At 57.1% G+C, this 19,480-nt stretch carries 15 protein-coding genes; 5 read left to right on the top strand and 10 right to left on the bottom strand.

The window, feature by feature from the left end; translation table 11 throughout:
• Window positions 1-189 precede the first annotated feature (189 nt).
• On the bottom strand, window positions 190-1,734 hold the full coding sequence (locus G518_RS0128440) for a glycosyltransferase family 39 protein (protein ID WP_028605366.1): 1,545 nt from the start codon (window positions 1,732-1,734) through the stop codon (window positions 190-192).
• A gap of 362 nt (window positions 1,735-2,096) precedes the next feature.
• On the opposite strand from G518_RS0128440, the gene G518_RS0128435 reads away from it, so the two are divergent.
• From G518_RS0128435 to G518_RS37435, 3 genes are all read left to right on the top strand, one after another.
• On the top strand, window positions 2,097-4,655 hold the full coding sequence (locus G518_RS0128435; protein ID WP_156909578.1) for an MBG domain-containing protein: 2,559 nt from the start codon (window positions 2,097-2,099) through the stop codon (window positions 4,653-4,655).
• A gap of 273 nt (window positions 4,656-4,928) precedes the next feature.
• Complete coding sequence (locus G518_RS41370) at window positions 4,929-5,546, top strand: DUF1294 domain-containing protein (protein WP_028605364.1); 618 nt, start codon at window positions 4,929-4,931, stop codon at window positions 5,544-5,546.
• 149 nt (window positions 5,547-5,695) lie between these two features.
• The gene (locus G518_RS37435) at window positions 5,696-7,489 is read left to right on the top strand and encodes an alpha/beta fold hydrolase (protein WP_051237502.1); all 1,794 of its coding nucleotides are present in this window, start codon (window positions 5,696-5,698) and stop codon (window positions 7,487-7,489) included.
• A gap of 83 nt (window positions 7,490-7,572) precedes the next feature.
• Here the strand turns inward: G518_RS37435 and G518_RS0128420 are convergent, their stop codons facing one another.
• Window positions 7,573-8,706 carry an MFS transporter gene (locus tag G518_RS0128420; RefSeq protein WP_156909590.1) on the bottom strand — a complete coding sequence of 378 codons (1,134 nt, stop codon included), beginning with the start codon at window positions 8,704-8,706 and terminating at the stop codon, window positions 7,573-7,575.
• 106 nt (window positions 8,707-8,812) lie between these two features.
• Complete coding sequence (locus G518_RS0128415; protein ID WP_051237501.1) at window positions 8,813-9,922, bottom strand: alpha/beta hydrolase; 1,110 nt, start codon at window positions 9,920-9,922, stop codon at window positions 8,813-8,815.
• Window positions 9,923-10,041: 119 nt separating this feature from the next.
• Here G518_RS0128415 and G518_RS0128410 point away from each other — a divergent pair, with 119 nt between their 5' ends.
• Window positions 10,042-10,935 (top strand): LysR family transcriptional regulator, encoded by an 894-nt coding sequence (locus G518_RS0128410; protein ID WP_028605361.1) that lies wholly within the window; start codon window positions 10,042-10,044, stop codon window positions 10,933-10,935.
• An 88-nt stretch (window positions 10,936-11,023) separates the two neighbouring features.
• Here the strand turns inward: G518_RS0128410 and G518_RS0128405 are convergent, their stop codons facing one another.
• From G518_RS0128405 to G518_RS0128395, 3 genes are all read right to left on the bottom strand, one after another.
• Window positions 11,024-12,373, bottom strand: a complete 1,350-nt coding sequence (locus G518_RS0128405; protein ID WP_156909577.1) for a hypothetical protein — start codon at window positions 12,371-12,373, stop codon at window positions 11,024-11,026.
• 63 nt (window positions 12,374-12,436) lie between these two features.
• Window positions 12,437-12,757, bottom strand: a complete 321-nt coding sequence (locus G518_RS40245) for a hypothetical protein (protein ID WP_156909576.1) — start codon at window positions 12,755-12,757, stop codon at window positions 12,437-12,439.
• A gap of 43 nt (window positions 12,758-12,800) precedes the next feature.
• The gene (locus tag G518_RS0128395) at window positions 12,801-13,580 is read right to left on the bottom strand and encodes a hypothetical protein (protein ID WP_028605358.1); all 780 of its coding nucleotides are present in this window, start codon (window positions 13,578-13,580) and stop codon (window positions 12,801-12,803) included.
• A 429-nt stretch (window positions 13,581-14,009) separates the two neighbouring features.
• Between G518_RS0128395 and purT the strand changes: the two genes are divergently transcribed.
• A complete protein-coding gene (purT, locus tag G518_RS0128385) occupies window positions 14,010-15,239 on the top strand; it encodes a formate-dependent phosphoribosylglycinamide formyltransferase (protein WP_028605356.1) in 1,230 nt (409 codons plus the stop codon).
• Between the two features lie 224 nt (window positions 15,240-15,463).
• On the opposite strand, the gene G518_RS37430 is transcribed toward purT, so the two are convergent.
• The 4 genes from G518_RS37430 to G518_RS37420 all read right to left on the bottom strand — a co-directional run bounded on the left by G518_RS37430 (window position 15,464) and on the right by G518_RS37420 (window position 19,477).
• A complete protein-coding gene (locus tag G518_RS37430) occupies window positions 15,464-16,102 on the bottom strand; it encodes a flavin reductase family protein (protein ID WP_211231772.1) in 639 nt (212 codons plus the stop codon).
• Between the two features lie 87 nt (window positions 16,103-16,189).
• Window positions 16,190-17,152, bottom strand: coding sequence for a Bug family tripartite tricarboxylate transporter substrate binding protein (locus tag G518_RS37425; protein ID WP_036596357.1), 963 nt, complete (start codon window positions 17,150-17,152; stop codon window positions 16,190-16,192).
• Window positions 17,153-17,219: 67 nt separating this feature from the next.
• On the bottom strand, window positions 17,220-18,386 hold the full coding sequence (locus G518_RS0128370; RefSeq protein ID WP_169458021.1) for an iron-containing alcohol dehydrogenase: 1,167 nt from the start codon (window positions 18,384-18,386) through the stop codon (window positions 17,220-17,222).
• Between the two features lie 20 nt (window positions 18,387-18,406).
• Window positions 18,407-19,477: a CaiB/BaiF CoA transferase family protein gene (locus G518_RS37420; RefSeq protein ID WP_036596355.1), complete on the bottom strand. Its 1,071-nt coding sequence runs from the start codon at window positions 19,475-19,477 to the stop codon at window positions 18,407-18,409.
• Window positions 19,478-19,480 lie beyond the last annotated feature (3 nt).

Below are 19,480 nucleotides of genomic sequence, written 5' to 3'. Positions count from 1 at the left end.
GCTGAACCGGTTGGCGGACGCGACTGGCTGTGGAAGGGCCGGATACTTCGCAACCTCGAATTGTGCCACCGAACGGCGACAAAGGGGTGACGAAACATTGCCAACTCTTTCCTCATATCGAATCTTAGGCCGTGTTTGAGGGTTTTACGCTGAATATCTTTCAGGATTTAGACAGCATCACAAATGGGACTATGACACCCCTGCCCGCACACACCCCTCTGGGACGTACGCACGCCAGTGAACCGTCAAAGGCGTTCTAGCCGGGTTAAATGGCCAAGTCAACTGCCATTCCCCTTCAAACTTGCGCATATCGGCATCCACAGGCAGCTTGTTCAGCAATTCCGGCGGCGCTGGAGGAGTAGATTGCCCCGCTTCGCCCTCTTGCCACACCCAGAGCAGGCCATTCGTTTTCAGGTTTTCCAGCGTCACCCACGGGGAGTAGCGCGGGTCACCCTCAATCAGCAGGGAGGGCCTGGCAGATGAATCAGCCACGATCAGACCCGCAAGCCAGTCGTCTCCCCCCACCGTGCGAAATCGGCAGCTCGCCACCTTGTTCCAGGAGGTATCAGCCTTTTCAGCAAGCGCTGCCATAGGCCAGTCAGTTCGAGCTGGGCGATCGCGCCACTGCGCGCTATAGGCGAGATACACGCCCGAGACCACTGAAACCACCAAAAGCCAAATCAACAGCCCGGCCAGCAGCTTTGGACGCAAGGGTGCCAACCACGCTTGTGGCAACCACGCCACCACCAGTAAACCGCTGAAAACCCACATCGGTGTGCCCCACATGTCATACACACGCAAGGAAGCCAACACACCCAATAGCGTGACCACCAGGCAAGGCCCCAAGCCAATCGTGAGCAGGTACCCTGGCCGCTCCACAGACAAACGCCAGTCAGCCCGCTTGGCAGGCAAACTCTTACGGGCCCGGCGCGTGAGGAGCAATGCGCCAGAGACGATCAGGATCAGTGGGAAGTGGTTAAGTACTTGAACCGCCGGGAAAATAAGCACTTCCATGCGTGTGTGTGTCTGCTCCCCCGAAGCGCGCGCGCCCACATATTCCATAGGCAGCCAGTTGGATTGCCACAACCAATACACGTGAGGCGCCAGCACCACCAGCATGGCACCCAAGGCCAGCCATGGGCCGGGCTTGAGGAATACACGGCGCTCAGACGACAACACCAGGTAAAGCGCCTGGCACAGAAGCAAAAAACCCACCGAATACTTGGTGAGCATGCCAATACCCGCCACCACGCCCAGCAGCAGCCACTGCCACCGCCGCCCATCTTGCAAGGCCGCCAGCAAACAATAGCCCAGCGCTGCCCACACGGGAATTTGCGCCACGTTGTGGTTGAACTCCACCGTCGAGCGGCTGTAGTGCACCACGCCCATAGTGAGCACCACGCCCAAAAACGAGCGTTCTGGCGAAGTCAGCCGGCAGCCAGTGAGCCACACCAGCCAAAGCGCCAGCACAATGCACAACTGGCTCAGCAGATAAGGCCCCACATTGCCAAAGGCGCCATAAAACACGCTCAGCACCCAGGAGGGGAACGGCGGATGTTTGTAGTAACCCCATTGCCAATCACGGCCCCAGCTAATGCCCTCCACCACGTCCAGCGGCAAGCTGGTGATGATCAGCGGCGGAACCAGGATCCAGGTGAGCAGGTAGACGACGGCAGCGGTAATGAATGCTCTTGGGGCACCGGAAGAACCGATCAGTAAACGGATTGTTGACATATGTAAAGCACGAACTTGGGGCGTAGTGTCGCCTACGAGAGAACAGGCGCTCTAGACCACATGCTTCTACATGAAGTTTTCGTAAAGATTTTTGATATCACAGAGCTGCACATCGGCAATCTACAGCCCACTAAATTCCCTGCCGCAAAAATCCCTCTTCCGCTGAGAGGTCAATCGCTGGGGCAAGTTGGGATTTCTAGCAATGCAAAAGGATTACGCAGCAGTTGGACGAGCCCAAAAAAACCCTTCATGTAGCCCTTTCGGGCTGCATACAAGCACGTTACAAAGCGCTTTAATAGGGGAACTGCATCTAGTTCAGGTGAGGCACGGACATCCGTGCCCAGAGATACTCCGGAGGGGAAATGACTTCATTCACAAGAAAAGAATGGCTTAGTTCACAACAAACGGGATTGAGCTTTGCCCGAGTCGCATTTTTACTGATTGCGCTGGCGCTCAGCCCTAGCGCCTTCGCAAGTTTCGTGTTGCATGAAACTGTAAGTGGCGGCGGCACTACTCTTGCAATAACCCATGGCAGCACCATCACCCGCACCTATCTGGATGTGGACGAGCTGGCTTTCATCACTTCTCTAGGCACTGATGGCACGCCGTTCACCACCAGCGTGGTTAGCAGCGACACCTCGGTTTTTGAGCCCCTGTTCCCAATACCTACGATCCCCGGGAGTCCCTATTCCACCCTGAACGGAATGCAGTTCAAATCCGCCGGGACCGCGACCGTAACTTTTACACGCCGCCGAAACAGTGACACCGCCGTGCTCGAGCAGGCGACAGTGACATTTGTTATCCAGCCCTCCCGCTTGACCATACAAGCCAACGATCAAACGCGCTTTTATGGCATGCCTAACCCGTTTTTTAACGGCACAGTCCACGGACTACCGCAGTTTTTCCCTGCATTTAGCACCAACCCCACATACAGCACCATTGCTGGCCCCAACTCACCTGTAGGCGTCTACCCAATCACAGTCTCGGGCGCGGTCACTTACCCCCGCTACGTATTGGACCCCTCCATCAACGGCACGTTATTCGTAACAGCCGCGCCGCTGACCATAACGGTTGGAGATGCAGGCCGCACCTACGGCAGCGCCAACCCACCGTTCAGCGCCACCTTTACAGGTTTGGCGCCCGGCGAAACCGGCGCCAATGCATTGGTGACACCACCTGTTCTGGCTACGAGCGCAACACCCAACTCACCCGTAGGCCCCTATCCCATCACCGCGACGGGTGCCTCAACAAATGCCAATTACTTGCTGCAACCACCCGTCAATGGCACCTTAACGGTGGGGCCTGCTCCACTGACTATGACAGTTGCAAACGCAAGCCGCGCCTATGGCAACCCCAACCCGCCCTTCAACACCACGTTTACAGGTCTCGCGCCAGGAGAAACCGGTGCAATTGCGTTGGTGACACAACCTGCCCTGGCTACGCTCGCTGTCGCCAATTCACCTGTTGGCCCCTACCCCATCACCGCTGCAGGTGCCGTGGCAAATGCCAACTACGTACTGCAAACCGTCGTCAATGGCAGCCTGACCGTAACACCTCGTCCGCTAACGGTTGGGGCTCAAAATGCAAGCCGCCCCTATGGCAGCCCAAACCCACCGTTTACCGTTGTCTATGGAAGTTTTGCGCCCGGCGAGACCAGCGCCAATGCGTTCACAACCCTGCCCACACTGATCTCCTACACCGACCTGAACACAACCCCCGGTACCTATCCAATCTCCATCCAAGGAGCAGTGGCGAACGCCAATTATTCGCTGCAGTCCCCCACCAGTGGCATCCTGACTGTGGAACGCGCTCCACTCACTGTGACGGTACAGGATGCGACACGCCTCTATGGCGCTCCAGATCCAGTTTTCAACGCCACCTATACGGGCCTGGTGCTAGGCCAAACCAGTGCCGTTGCGCTAACGACCCTGCCCACACTAAGCACCAACGCCACCCCAGCCTCACCCACCGGAAACTATCCGATCACCGCCACCGGTGCCGTGACCAACGCCAACTATTCGTGGCAAACCCCGGTAAGTGGAACTCTGACAGTGGGACCAGCCCCGCTGACCATGACCGTTGACAATGTATCGCGCATCTACGGCGCCCCAAACCCTGTTTTCAGCGCTACCTACGGGGGTTTGGTACTAGGGGAGACCGCCGCCGATGCATTGACGAGCCTGCCCACCCTGGGTACAAGCGCCACAGCGAGTTCAGCCACAGGCACCTACCCCATCACAGTCTCAGGCGCCGCGTCCAATGCCAATTATTTGCTGCAAGCCCCGGTAGAAGGTGTGCTCACCGTGGCCCCCGCGCCTCTGGTTGTTACTGCGGCGAATGCAACGCGCGTCTATGGCAGCGCAGACCCACCTTTCAGCGCCACCTACACAGGTTTGGTACCCGGAGAGACCAGCACCAACGCACTAACCACCCCACCCACGCTGGGCACCAGCGCCACAGCTGCCTCAGCCGTGGGCACCTATCCCATCACGGCCTCAGGTGCAGTGAGCAACGCCAATTATTTGCTGGGAACCCCGGTAGACGGCGCACTCACGGTAACACCCGCGCCGCTGGTCGTCACCGCTGAAAATGCCAGCCGTGTGGCCGGAGCTGCCAACCCTGTTTTCACAGCGCTAACGTCTGGTTGGGTGAATGGTGAGTCAGATGCCAATCTGGTGACCCCTCCAGTTTTCAGCACCACCGCCACATCGGATTCCCCACCGGGCACCTACCCCATCATTGCCAGCGATGCGGCGGCCAGCAACTATGAGGTGAGCTTTGTAGACGGAACTCTCACCATCACTGCGGCACCTGTCGTGGTGACTCCCACCCCTGTGCCGGTGAACAGTGGCTGGCTATTGGGATCACTCTGCGCGTTGCTGGGTGGTTTGGCATGGCGTGCGAAAAGAGCCAAGTCGTGAAAAACCTGAGCCTGCGAACACCCGCATCTCCGATCAAACGCCGGGCCCAGGTTTAATAAGCTCCGCAACATCAACATCAGCAGTGGCGACTGGTCGACAAATGCACCCCGCAAGGGGCATTTGTCCCGTAGGGAGCGTGCGCGCCCTGACCCATGTGTGGAAACGGTTTGAGGCCGGGCGAGCCGTGGGTACTGAGCGGCTAAGCTATCGCTCCACCGAACCGCGAGGAAAGCCTCGTAGGCCGGTGAATTCAAACCTTAGACAACTCCAACCATGCACTTCGACGGCACCATCAAATCCTGGAACGATGAGCGTGGCTTTGGCTTCATCGAGGCAGACCAGGGCGGCCAAGAAGTCTTTGTTCATATCAAGGCATTCCGGGATCTACGCGAACGCCCTCAAGTCAATCAACGCGTGCGCTTCCAAGTCGAGCTGGGTCCACAAGGCAAGAAGCGCGCACTCAAGGTAGAGCCCCTTCGCACAAGGCGGGCCGCACCGGTGCCCGTGCGAAAAAACGGATCGGCTCAATGGGGAACCGCCAGCCTTTTTGCCCTTCCTTTATTCGCGATCGTATTGCTCCTTGGTTACTTCCTAGGTCATCCGCCCCGCTGGGTACCAGGGGTTTACCTCCTCGCCAGTGTCACAACTTTCGTGGCCTATGCACTCGACAAATCAGCGGCAAAGCGCGGCTCTTGGCGAACCTCTGAACAAACGCTTCATCTGCTGTCGCTTGTAGGTGGTTGGCCGGGCGCGTTGATCGCGCAACAGGTGCTCAGACACAAGTCTTCAAAAGCTGAATTCCGCGCAGTGTTTTGGGTCAGCGTTGTACTGAACATCGCCGGATTCATTTTCTTGGCAAGCCCCTACGCAAGCAGTCTAAACCTTGGGTAGGTCGGCGGCTCTGATACGGCTCTCCTCACGCTTGCGGATCAGGTGCAAATACTGAATGAATAAGTCCTCAGTGCGAACATCAAGATTTAGCGAAAGTTGCACTTGCCTTAAAGTTGAGAGCTTGAGCACCGGAAGTCAGTAAGGGTTTTATGAAGTTGGGTAGAACATTTTTTTCATTCAGCGCAGGCTTGATAGGCGCTGCTTCGATTTTCGGTCTCAGCGCCTGCGGCGGAGACGGCACTCCAGATCCATTGCAAAAGTACCGTGAACAAACGGTTCAATGGACCCACTGCGACCCCACCATCCTGGGTGAGGAAAACAATACATTAAGCACGTTGGACCCATCAGTGGGCGAGAGGCTGCGATGCAGCTATGTGCGCGCCCCCTTGGACTGGTCCAACACTGAGCGCGGAGATGTCGTGGTCGCCGTCATGCGGCTGGCTGCTGGTACGCCTGAAAAACGGCAAGGCTCTTTGCTATTCAACCCCGGAGGGCCTGGACAAGATGGCTTAGCGGATGCTCTGTCTCTGTTTAGTGCGTTTGCCAACAGCAATCCAGATAACCCGCAGGGTGCCCGTCAACTACGTCTCCTGAACGAATTCGACATGGTGGGGTTCTCACCGCGCGGGACAGGCGCTAGCACTCGGCTGGAGTGCAGCACGAATGAGCTTGAACGCGAAGTCGATATGAGCGCAGCCGAGTGGGACACGCCCGAAAACATTGAGAACGCAACCTACAACAATGCCAAGACTGCACAAGCGTGCTTGAAAAACCCCATCACTCCGTACATCAACACAGATGCCACGGCGCGCGATATGGATCTGCTACGGGGACTGCTGGGTGACGAGAAGCTCAATTATGTGGGCTACTCCTATGGCACCTGGTTAGGCTCATGGTATGCCAACCTCTTCCCCGAAAAGGTGGGGCGCATGGTCTTGGATAGTTCGCTGGATTTCACCTCTACTTTTGACGACGCCCTGGAGGTTGGTCAGCCATTGGCGCGGCAACGCTTGCTCGACGAAGTGATGATTCCTTACGCGGTTCGGCATGAAGATCACTTCCGCCTGGGTTCAACTGGGACCGAGGTGAGCGCCGTCATATCGGCCTTGAGTCCAGGAGTACAGCAATCACTGATTGGTGGCTTGACCAAATTAACTTACAGCCGAACGAGTGCCAACGAATTCCTTGCAAACATTTCGGCCGCCCAAGCCTTGGACGCGGTGTTGAAGGCAGCACCTGATCCAGCTGATACTGCAGCTATACAGGAAGATCTGGATGAGTACGTTTTAGACCCTGTGAACCCGGTGCGAAACGAGGCCCTGCGTAGTGTCTTGAAAAGCCTTTATGCAGTTTACCTTGAGCGGGCAGAGGCTAAGCCGTCGAGCTTCAATCTGGACTCCTCAGAGGCAGTCCGCGCGGCAGTGACTTGCAATGACACGCTGGCCATCACTGATTCGACAACCTGGGTTGAACGCATACGTGGCGTGGCTCAGCGGGCGCCATTGTTCTTCGCAGCGATGCTACAAAACCCCTGCAGTTTCTGGGGCGGCCCTACGGTCAGCAAACCTGCGCTAACCCCCATGAAGTCGCTGAACGTACTCATGGTTCAATCCCAGTACGATGCCGCCACCAACACCGACGGAGCCAACACGTTCTTTGCTCAGTTGCCCGCTGCACGCCGCGTCTACGTATCCGGAGATTTTCAGCATGCGATCTATCCCTATGTCGATTCTTGCGTGGATCCCATCGTCACCAACTATCTATTGGGCGAATCGCCCGCGCAACGCGAAACCGTCTGTACTGGTCATCCGTTGGAGCTAGATGCCCTGAACCTCAATTCAAGTACGAAAGCGGCCAGCGTTTCGCCAATTTACAAAGACGCTGAGAGAGCCCGAGAGCTTATTGAAAGATTCAAACGCGGCGCTATGGGCCTCAAGCCTTGAGTGAGTGACTTGAATACGGTGGGCGGAAAACTAACCCTTTACCGCCCACACTCCGAAATGGTCTACCTATCCTGCAGCAGGAATCAGAGCGCCGGCTCTGCCGGGTTGCCGCGCGTCGCTGCCAACGCCAAACCTGCGGCGATCACGAGCAAAGCCGCGCTCGTGAAGAAAGTAACCCGATACCCGCTGCCGTCAAATAGAAGACCACCCAGCGTCGAACCGAGGGCGATCGAAAGTTGAATCGTCGCCACCATCAGACCGCCACCGGCCTCGGCGTCGGCAGGCAGTGTTCTGGCCAGCCAAAGCCACCAACCCACTGGGGCCGCTGTTGCGACCAATCCCCATAGGCCAAGCAGCAGGAATGCCGCAACCACAGAGCTTCCAGTCAACACCAGTGCGATGGCGATAGAAGCCATGGACAGCGGAATGACGCTCAGAACGAGACGCACACTCGACTTCAAGAACAAACCGATGAGCGATGTGCCGATGAAGCCAGCGATGCCCATGACCAACAAAATCGTCGACAACGTCGGTAGGTCAACCTGTGTGACGGTTTCAAGGTAGGGGCGCACGTAGGTGAACAACACAAACTGCCCCATGAAAAACACGCCCACGGCCAACATCCCGAAACTAACTGCGCTGCGTTTGAATAAACTGAAGAAGATTCGGAAACTCGGAGCGCCCTTCTCCGGCTGCATAGCCGGAAGGGTCACCCACTGCCAAACGAGCGCAACCGCCGCCACCGGCACCAGGCAGAAGAAAGCACCGCGCCAGCCAATGACCCCCCCGAGGTAGCTCCCCAACGGCGCAGCGATGACTGTCGCCAGTGCATTACCGCTATTGAATATAGCCATAGCCTTCGCGACATCTTCAGGAGGCACCAGGCGCATGGCCACCGCTGCCGACATGGACCAGAACCCGCCTACGACCACGCCAATCAGTGCCCGACCGATCATGTAGGTCTCGTAGTTTTGCGCGAGAGCGACCACTGCACCCGAAACACCCATCAGCGCGGTCAGTGCCAAGAGCAGGACTTTGCGATTCATCGAACCGGAAAACGGCGCGATGCAAAGACTGGCCACAACCGCGAACGCGCCGGAAATGGCCATGCCATACCCGATCAGCCCCTCTGACACGCGCAAGTCACGGGCCATGGGTGTCAGCAGACTAACCGGCAGGAACTCTGATGCTATCAACGCAAAGACACAGAGCGTCATGGCGAACACACCGCTCCAGGCGAAGGGGCTTCCCCCTTTCCGCACATCCGCATCGCGAATGACGCTGCCCTGCGACCTCTCCAGGACTTCAGAATTCATCACCACTTCAAGCCAGGTGCGTAGAGAAGAAGGAGTTCAAACGGCTCCAGGGGATGAGGTTTGCGCGGTCGTAGAGATCGACGTGGCCTGCTCCCGGAACCCATACTAATTCTTTCTGCCCGGCGGCCAACCGGTACGCGTCTTCGCTGAATTCCCTGGAGTGCGCCTGATCGCCAGTGATGAACATGAGTGGCCGAGGTGCAATCGTTTCGATGTCATTGAAGGGGTAGAAATTCATGAACCGGACTTCGCTGGTCAGCATACGGTTTTGCGTCAGCTCCAGAGTGCGGCCTTCGGGAATATGAATGCCGCGAGGCGTGCGGTAAAACTCCCAGAATTCCCGCGTGATGGGGTCGACATCCGGCCCCAGCTGGGCCGGGAGATAGTTCAGGAAAATGCCATTGCTATTGGCGAACTCACTGTTGCGTTGATCCACGGCTTTTTCCAGCAAGGCTTTGCGCTGCTCCAGCGACTGCGAATGCTTCAAGCCACTGCGCGTGACCGCGCCCATGTCATACATGCTGACTGTCGCAATAGCCTTCAGACGCGTGTCCAGCTTGGCTGCTGCGATGGCAAACCCTCCACTTCCACAGATGCCCAGTACACCGATGCGGTGGCGATCGATGTTGTTGCGGATGCCGAGGTAATCCACCGCAGCGCTGAACGCTTCGACGTAGGTTTCTGGGGCTACTAAATTGCGCGGCAAGCCTTCGCTCTCGCCCCAGTACGGCAGATCTATAGCCAGGGTAACGAAGCCCTGCTCGGCCAGTTTCTGCGCGTACAGCATAGAGCTCTGTTCTTTCACCGCGCCCATTGGATGGCCCACGATGATGGCGGGCAACTTCGCCACGGCCTTCAGGTCTTTTGGCCATACCAAGTTGCCCACCACCTGCATGTTGTACTGGTTCTTAAAGCGAACTTTCTCAATGACCACACGAGCGCTCTTGTAGAAATTATCAGCGCGCTCGTGAGGCGCCGGTACGGTGGCCTGTGCAGAGGCGGCTCTCACGCCGGTCAATCCGCTGAAGGCAACGACCCCTGCACCGGTGGTTTTAAGGAAATTCCGGCGTTGGTTTGCAAAGGCGTGACGTGCAATGGGTTTGGTTGGATTGTTCATTCGATGCTCCGGTGCTGTGCAGGCCGAAAGGCGGCCTGCCTGTGCTGTGTATCGTCTTACTAACCGGCGGCTTCGATAAGATGGTGTAATTTTTATGCAGTTGTGAAATTTATTCATCAATGAAATCTGCCAAGACCGACGACCTCCAAGCTTTCCTGGCCGTTGCACGCGATCAGAGCTTTACGAAGGCCGCGGCCAAATTGGGGGTGACGCCCTCTGCGCTCAGCCATTCAATGAAGACGCTGGAGGAGCGACTAGGCATTCGTTTGCTCGCCCGCACGACCCGGAACGTTTCCACCACAGAGGCCGGTGATCGTCTGATGCGGTCCATCGCCCCGCTGTTTGAACAGATTGCGGCGGAAGTCGAGGCTCTAGGCGAACTGCGCGACAAGCCCGCCGGTACCATCCGCATCACCTGCACCGACGACATCATTGAGCTGTGCCTAAGGCCCTTGCTCGCCAACTTCTTGGAAACGTACCCTGACATCACGCTAGAGATGTACGTGGATTACGGATTCACCAATGTGGTCGAAGAGCGATTCGATGCGGGTGTTCGAATGGGCGAAGCTGTCAGCAAGGACATGATTGCCGTGCGCATCGGTCCTGATTGGAGCCTTGCTGTCGTCGGGTCGCCTGCGTATTTCAAAAAACACCCCCCGCCCAAAACCCCCTATGACCTGCCCCAACATACCTGCGTGAACATCAGGCACAGGCCATCAGGCTCAATTTATGCGTGGGAGTTTGAGAAACATGGCAAGATTTTCACCGTCAAAGGAGAAGGTCAATTGGTCTTCAACAGCATCATGCACGTGCTGAACTGCAGCTTGGACGGGCTGGGACTGGGGTACGTGCCTGAGCAGTTGGCAGCACCCTACATAGCCAATGGCCAACTCCAGCGTGTCTTGAAACCGTGGTGCCCCGTATTTCAGGGCTTTCATCTTTACTATCCCAACAGGCGCCAGTCATCGCCTGCATTTTCTGCATTTGTGGATGCGGTCAGGCACAAGGGGTAAAGCGAGAAAGCACGCGCAAAAAAGACTGCGCGCACAATTGCTTGAGCCGACCTCACCCACTAAATGGAGCGGGCCTTCCGGTCAACAGTTAACGTGTCATCACCAACATTTCAACGCTGCCCGTGGTACCACTGGAGTAAGACTGGAGCGCTTTGCCAATGACAGTCCCTGGTCTAATTTGAATTGGGGCTTTTTTGGCGTGCCCAGGAAGACTGGCTGATACAAGCAGATCACCTGGTTTGATGTCTCCACCTTCAAGCGTCACTTTGACCGGGACGCGGCCAACAAGAGCAAGTGCAGGCAAACCTGTAGCGTCTTCCACCGTGGCGTTCATGAGGAGACCTGGTTTGGTGGTGATCACTCCGGCAACCAATGCACTCTCGGAACCAGTGGACAGACGATAGTGCAAGCTATTTTCAGGGTCGATTTCGACAACATCTCCCGGACGCGGAATACGCCCTCGAAAATCAATCAATTCTGCGACGTCAGCACCGCCCGTTTGCGTGCCTCCATTGAAAAACCCTTTACCAGTACTGTCGATGCGTGCTACGTTGGCTCCGGATTTAGCAAGTGTCATCAGATCGCCGTTGCCGTTGCTTTCCACCTCCAGTGTGGTTGTGGGGCTGGCGCCATTGACATTTTCAAAACGGCCGGCCACACCACTCCCGCCTGAAATACCAGCCTGACCCAAAACACCTGTACCGCCATTAGGGTCAGTGACGAATCCGCGCACTGCAATTCCTCGCTCTCCGTCGTGTCTTCCTACGACGGCGCCAATACCAGCGCAACGACCTATATTGGCACTGCACACCACTCCTGTATGACGGGCCACAATGACTTCACCGGAACCGCCATCTCCGATCACAGCTGCTGCAGAAATAGAGTTAACGATACCCCAAATTGAATTGCCGCCTGCGGATGTAACAAAAACTCCTGGACCTACGCCGCTAGTTACGTTGATTCCTCTGCCCCCACTGCCGGTTGGCAGTTGGACATCCATACCATTGCCCAGCCCGGCCGTAGTGACCGTCATGGCTGTGGCACTGCTGCCAGCATTACTTATTGCTGCGCTTAAAGTCCCGCCAGCGCCTGTCTGCGTAATGTCGAAGAGTGTGGACGGGCTGTTAACGGTCGCAGCATAAGGCAGATTGAAGCCAACTGTCGCTGCGCAGGGACCGAGCGAACCGGTCCCGCTGTTAATACACATTTGAGAGATTTGTTGTGGCAAAGCCGGCCACCCAGGAACCAAGATCAAGCCGGTCTCGCTCACTCGCAGCCGTTCGATGGCGCCAGTATTGTCTTTCACCACCAGTGCGCTGCCTGCCGAAGGCTGAACCACCACATCCGCCGCTTGCGCGGCCGACATCGCGAATAGCGGCGCCAGCAAAATGGGGAGTAAATTTATACGCTGCCTACTTGGGGTGCTTGGAACAGACATGATTGAAACCTCCTGGACGGGGAAAATCATTTAGGAACGTTACTTCGGGTCATACTCTTGAATTCAGTTTCTTCGAGGCAAGCCTATTTCGGAGGCAAGCGGCATTCTTTCGGCAGATACGCCAGCGTCACGCAGAGCCGATTTAGGTGCTTGTGCCCTGCTTTGAGTTGTAGGTAAGTTCAGCTCTGAAGCGAGAATTGGGCGTTCATTAGGCACAGCTTCTGCAGCCTTGACTCGATTGAGCGAAGAACTTCTATCAGCAATCGTGGGCATACCAACTTCAGATGCCAGCCGGCGAGATTGTTCTTGAGCAGAAACTCCGATGGGTATGGCCAGGAGGAACCCTGCCAAGAGAACTCCGTGTCTTTTTCTAAGTTCATTCATATTGGAATCTCCAATCTGTATTCACGAACCAACCAATCCGTTTTTACTGTCCTCCCGCTGCAGTTTTGCGAGTTGGCCGCCTGCCAAGGAACAGGAGCATGACGAGGGTGCTGAGCGCCAAGATGGCCCACTGAGAGAGAGTGGGCACGGGCACATTGATCAGGTTGCCGTCTTCATCAAACCGGAACCAGCGATAGACTTTGCCTGAAGCAATAGAGTCAAAGTTATGCGGCAACCCCAAAGCTATAACCGCGCCCACCGCTCTGTTGTCCGCCACATCTACGTACCGAATACTCTGAGCAGAGGTTGCGGCGAGAAGGGCCGGAGTAAGTGGAGTTGAACTGCGAATTTTTAGTAAATTTGCAGGCACGCCTTTGAGCGTGAGAGTGCCGGCCACGTTGGTGGTTTTGCCCGCTTCGAAGATAGCCTCTTTGCCCGTTCCGGTGGTAATGGAGAGGTTATTGAAGGAGCTTTCCCCTGAAATCCTTGATTGAGCTTTCCCGCAGCCATCAACGATCATCACGCTCCCGGAGCCTCCGCTGAAACTTCCTCCATTGGCAAAGTCCCCTGAGACTGATAGCAGGCCAGAACCGCCATTGATAGCGCCCCCGGCGCTGATGCTCACGTCGTCGATTCCGGTTAACTGAGACGCTGTGGTGTTGGCAGTTCCACTGATCACAAGATCTGAGCAACCCATATCAACAACTGCATCTCCGAAATCAATGCTCGAGCCTGCCCCCACATTGAATTGAGCCCATGCGTTTCCATTGAAAAGCACGATAGCCAATACATAAGCATTACTGAGTTTCGAGAAAAATCTCATCATCCTCTCCTCTGCTTTGGGGGTGGCAAGTCCGATTTCCGCTCAATTTACGCTAGATTTGTCAACTATGTCTCACTAACTAGGTACAAACACCTACTTATATTTTTAAACATTTGGTTTAGTAACTTTTCGAAATACATCGCCGCTGATTTCAATCAAAGTTGGCGTATGGGTAGAAAAAAGTGGCATGCATCCATGGCTTGCCATACGCGCGATGGTTAAAAACGCGCTCCGCGAACTTCAACGCCTGTTTGAGGGCAAGTAAGCTGATCGTGCCAGCTTGCGTCGGCATGCCAGACAGCAAACCAGAGCCGCTTAGCGCCAAGCAAAGAGCTGGAATGCCCGGGAGGCGTGCGCACGTTGTTGGCTAGAGCGCCTTCAGCTTCAGTCACAATCTGCCTCATTGCTGAAAACTCTCTTGAAACACCCATGACCACTCTCGGAACTCCACTCTCGCCCCATGCCACCAAAGTCATGCTGCTGGGCTCGGGAGAGCTGGGCAAAGAGGTACTGATCGCGCTGCAGCGCCTGGGCGTGGAGACCATCGCCGTTGATCGCTACGAACATGCTCCTGGCCAGCAGGTAGCGCATCACGCCCGCACCATCGTCATGAGCGACCCACTGCAGCTCAAGGCGTTGGTGGAAGCTGAGCGCCCCCATCTCGTAGTGCCCGAGATCGAAGCCATTGCCACGCCCATGCTCGAAGAGCTGGAAGCCGCAGGCACCGTGCGCGTGATTCCCACGGCCCGCGCCGCGCGCTTGACGATGGACCGCGAAGGCATCCGGGTACTCGCCGCCGAGACGCTGGGCTTACCCACCAGCCCTTATCAATTCTGCGACTCGCTGGCCGAATTAAAGTCCGCCATAGAGGGTTCGGCCGATGGCAACGCTGGTCGGCCCGGCATAGGCTACCCCTGCATCGTCAAACCTGTAATGAGCAGCTCAGGCAAGGGCCAAAGCAAGATCGATGGCCCGGAAGATATTCAGAAGGCCTGGGACTATGCCATGGCCGGGGGCCGAGTGAGCCATGGCCGAGTGATCGTCGAAGGTTTCATCGACTTCGACTATGAAATCACCCAACTCACCGTGCGCGCCATTGGTGCCAGCGGCCAGGTAGAGACCCATTTCTGCGACCCCATTGGTCACGTCCAAGTTGCCGGCGATTACGTGGAAAGCTGGCAGCCCCATCCTATGCAACCAGCCGCGCTGGCAGAGTCACGGCGCATCGCCCAGGCCGTCACTGACAACCTGGGTGGCCAGGGGCTTTTTGGTGTGGAGTTGTTCGTGAAGGGCGACCAGGTATGGTTCAGCGAAGTAAGCCCCCGCCCGCATGACACGGGCCTGGTCACACTGTGCACTCAGCATCAGAGCGAATTCGAGTTGCATGCACGCGCCATTCTGGGCTTGCCGGTGGACACCAGTCTGCGTAACCCCGGTGCCAGCGCCGTGATTTACGGCGGAGTGGATGCACAGGGCATCGTGTTTGACGGTGTAGACGAGGCCCTGCGTGTGCCTGGCACCGACCTGCGCCTGTTCGGCAAGCCAGAGAGTTTTACCAAACGCCGCATGGGCGTGGCTCTGGCGCGGGCGACCGATATAGACACGGCACGAGATAACGCCAAACTGGCAGCAAGCAAAGTCAGGCCGCGCAAGGCTTGAGCCTGGCGCGTAAGTGTTTACTACGGCGCTTAATGTAGCGATGAAGCTCGGCGCGCAGAAGTGTTGCTGGTAAGCCCTGGCGCCATCAATCGGTTAGGAACCACAAAAATCCGTTCGGGCTAAGCCTACCGACGAAGCACGCGCGCTTGCTCTATCGTTTTCTTATTCGGCCTCATAGGCTTGGACCGCCCCGCGCACGAATGACTCGGATCAGCCTTGCTCGCTCATTCAAGCCCAGGCTGGTCATGCCGCAGTGACTCCCACTCCTCCAGAGTGGGTTGTGGCATGACAAAACGATCTACTGTTTTGGCGTACCACCCGGGACTCTCCATACGACCGATCACGTCAAAACGCGCGCTGTCGACGTAGCAGCGCTGCGCGTCCTTCACATACTCGTCATCGATGTGTATTGCCTGCACAGTCGCCATCACGATGACCGACGAGGGTTTGACGTCAATGATCTGCTGCAATCGGCACTCCAGCGCAAGCGGGCTTAGCTTGATGCGGCGTCCAGAAATTTTTGAACATGTCACGGTTTCCAGTTCCGCCTTGTCAAGTTCGTTGACACCTGAGGGGAACGCCACCGAGGTCGTGTTCATTGCTTGGGCCAGAGATGCCGTGACCATATTGATGACAAACTCCTGCGTGGTGCGAATATTGGACAAGCTGTCTTTATCGCGCCCGTTAGGACGCCCCATGCCAATGCACACCACTGGGGGATGCCCGCCAAAAAAATTGAACAGCGAATATGGCGCCGCATTTGCCACGCCATTCGCATCTTGGCTAACGACCCAGGCAATCGGCCGGGGCACGATGGATGAGGAAAGCAACTTGTAGCTGCGGGCCAAATCCAGCTGGTCCATGTCGAACATCATGAGGGGGTGCTCTCCGGGGGGTTGTTGGCATGGGCGCAGACAGGTTTGCCGCGTCCGCTCATGCCAATCTAGAGATCAATTGGTGCCGATAGTCACATTCTTGAGCACTTCAGACCAACGCTTGTGGTCCTCGTCGATGAGCTTGTCAAGCGCCTTGCTGTCCGCGTGCAGTGGGATGGCTCCCATGTCGGATATTTTCTGCTGGACATCGGGGTCTTGCATCACGGCTCCCATCTCCTTGCTCAGGCGTTCAACGACAGACTTGGGTGTCTTTGCTGGAGCAAAAAAACCCATCCAACTGGAGGATTCCGCGCCTTTGACTCCTGCTTCTGCGGCGGTGGGAACGTCAGGCAGGGATTTGATGCGCTCGCCATACACGACGGCCAGCGCACGCAGGCGTCCCGACTTGAGGAAGCTGGCGGTGGTTGCAGGATAGTCGAACGCCACCGGAATCGCCCCTCCCAGCAGATCCTGCACGGTTGGCGCGCTGCCGCGATAGGGAATGTGGGTCATCTTGATTCCAGCGACGTCCTGGAACAACTCGCCGGTGAGGTTGGCGGCAGAGCCATTGCCGGCCGTGCCGTAACTCAGCTTGCCCGGATTGGCCTTCGCGTAGGCGATCAAGTCAGCCAGCGTCTTGTAGGGTGCATCCGCACGAACCACGACGACAGTGGCCGCGTCGATAAACCCGTACACCGAAGAGAAATCACTCGCGGGAGGAATCTTCGCATCCTTCTGAATCATCGCGTTGGTGACCTGTGTTCCGCGTGTTCCCATGAACAGCGTGTATCCATCGGGCTTGGCGCGCGCCGCGTACTCCGCACCGACGGCACCGCCCGCTCCCGGACGGTTGTCAATCACGATCGGCTGGCCTAGTCGCTCGGACAGCTTCTTGGCAACGAGGCGGCCGGAGTTGTCGGTGATGCCGGCGGCAGTGTATGGAATCACCAGCGTGATCGGTTTCTCGGGATAGGTTTGAGCGGACGCGATTTGCGCCATGCCCAGCAGGCACAAAGCGGAGTAAACAAGCTTCTTCATTCAAATGTCTCCTTTTTGGTAGTCAAATATTCACAGAGGGAATTCGGTAGCCAGGTGCGCTAGCGTGTCACCAGGCGTGCTCAAGAATCTCCAGTGCATCAGTTGCACTTCGAATGGGTCGTGGGTTGTGGTGCATGCCGGGGTCGTGTAAGCTTTTCTGCGCGATGTCGGGCAGATCGCGCTTGTCAACGTTAAGCTCACGCAATCGCGTTGGCAGGCCAAGGCTGCTCACCAACCGCTCGACCCATGAGCCAAGGTCAGTGTTGGAGACGCCAAGTGCTGACATCACACGACATTGCTGCGAGCCGTTGTGGCCTTTATTCCAGCGCAGCACCGGCGAGAGAAGCGCGCAGGAGGTGAGTCCATGTGCAACACCTGAATGCGCCCCCAGAATATGGCCGAGTGCATGACTTGCCCCGGTCTTCACGCCGGCCGCACCGCCAGCAATCGAAAGCCACGACGCCAGCTGACACTGCTGGCGTGCCATAAGGTCTCCCGGGTTGCTGTGCACTGCGGGTAGCGCTTGCGACAGCATGCGCAGAGCGTGAATGCTCAAAGCATCAGACATCGGGTGGCTGTGCAGCGACACTAGTCTTTCCACCGCATGGTCAATGGCTTTAACACCACTTGCCAGGAAGATGGGAACTGGAATTTCCAGCGTCAGTGAGGGATCGAGAATCACGCAACGCGGTGCCATCGTGGCATGGGCCACGATGTTCTTGACTTTGCGCGATGGATCGGTGACTCCTGCAAACCATGTAAATTCCGCCCCCGACAGGGTTTGTGGAACGGCGGTAATGCGTAGCCTCTTCTCATCATCCCTGGACCGCTGACTGGGATCGACCAAGCGCAGGTCCTGTTGATCCAGCAATTGCGCAACCTGCAATGGCATCCCAGACCACACCAGCAGCGAAATCGCTTTGGCCGCATCGATGACCGAACCGCCACCCAATGCCACGAGATGATCAGCGTTCAGTTGCGTTGCCCACACGGCTGCATCACGCACGCATTCAACGGGAACATGGGGCAGGACTTGACAGAACTCACCCGAAAAATGGTCACCCAGCGCGACTCGTAGCCGGGCAAGCGCATCGGAGCCGTGTGCGCGTGGTGACGCAATGACCAATACCCGTTTTGCGCCCGTCGCGAGCACCTCGTCCGCCACGGCTTTCTCGAACGGTTGGCCGTGCACCACACGTTCCAGCAAGGTGTGCCGATATGTGCCTGTGGGCATAGATTGGGTTTCGTGCCAGTTCATTCTGTCGTCGAGCTGGTACGGGTCACGTCGGACATGCCAGTGAGCTGCACGGGAAAACGCAGAAAGCTACTTCCGTCATGCGCCTGCAATTCGCGCCCAGCCGCTGCGCTTTCACGCAACAAGTCGGAAGGTTGGACCAGCAGCATCACCGGTACATCGGCAGCAACCAGAGCCGAGAGCAATTCAGCACTGCCCCTTGTGCGTACGCGTTCCGCGATGGCTTTACGGATGGCTCCTGCGTGGTGGGCGCGGTGCTCGTAGCTCATGAACACCTGTTCAGAGAACGCATCCAGCGTCAGCACCTCGACCAGACGTTGCCAGAAATGGTTTTCCAGCGCGCAGATGGTGATTTCCTTGTTGTCACTGCAGAGGAAAACGCCGTAAGCGGGTTTGTCGAGCACGTCCCTGCGTTGCTGGGCCACGGTGCGCAGGCCTTGTGCGGCAAAACTTCCGAGACGGGGGTTCATCCAGTGCGCCAAGCAGTCCGCAAGCGCGACGTCCAGATATTGGCCTTTGCCCGTCTTCGAGCGTTGAAACAGTGCCGCCAGCACGGCGCTCATTCCGTACATGGACCCACACAGGTCGGCGGCGGGCAGTCCGAAGACATGCTCTGGCCGACCATCAGGTAGCCCCGAGAGCGCCAGGGCGCCGCTGGCCGCCTGGTAGTTGAGATCATGGCCTGGCCACAAGGCTCGCGCTCCCGTTTGACCATAGCCGCTGAGCGACGCGTAGATCAGCTTCGGAAAACGTGCGCTGAGCGATGCATAGTCCAATCCCAATCGCTTCATCACGCCGGGACGATATGCTTCCAGCACGACGTCCACCGTGTCGAGCAACTGCTCAATCTGTTCGCGCCCCTCGGCGGATTTCAGGTCGATCTGGATGCTTTGCTTGCCTCGGTTGGCCGCTTGGAAAACGCCCGGCGCCATCAGACGCGCGTTGTCGCCATGCGGCGGGCGTTCGATCTTGATGACCGTTGCACCCATCTCCACCAGGTTCTGCGTGAGGAACGGCCCCGGCAGAAGCTCCGTGAAATCCAGTATGCGGATATCTTGAAGTGGTGACATGTC

It is taken from the genome of Ottowia thiooxydans DSM 14619 (genome assembly GCF_000422885.1).
GTDB lineage: Bacteria > Pseudomonadota > Gammaproteobacteria > Burkholderiales > Burkholderiaceae_C > Ottowia > Ottowia thiooxydans.
Note: the sequence above shows the minus strand (reverse complement) of the source record. Positions and strands in the feature narration are given on the sequence as shown.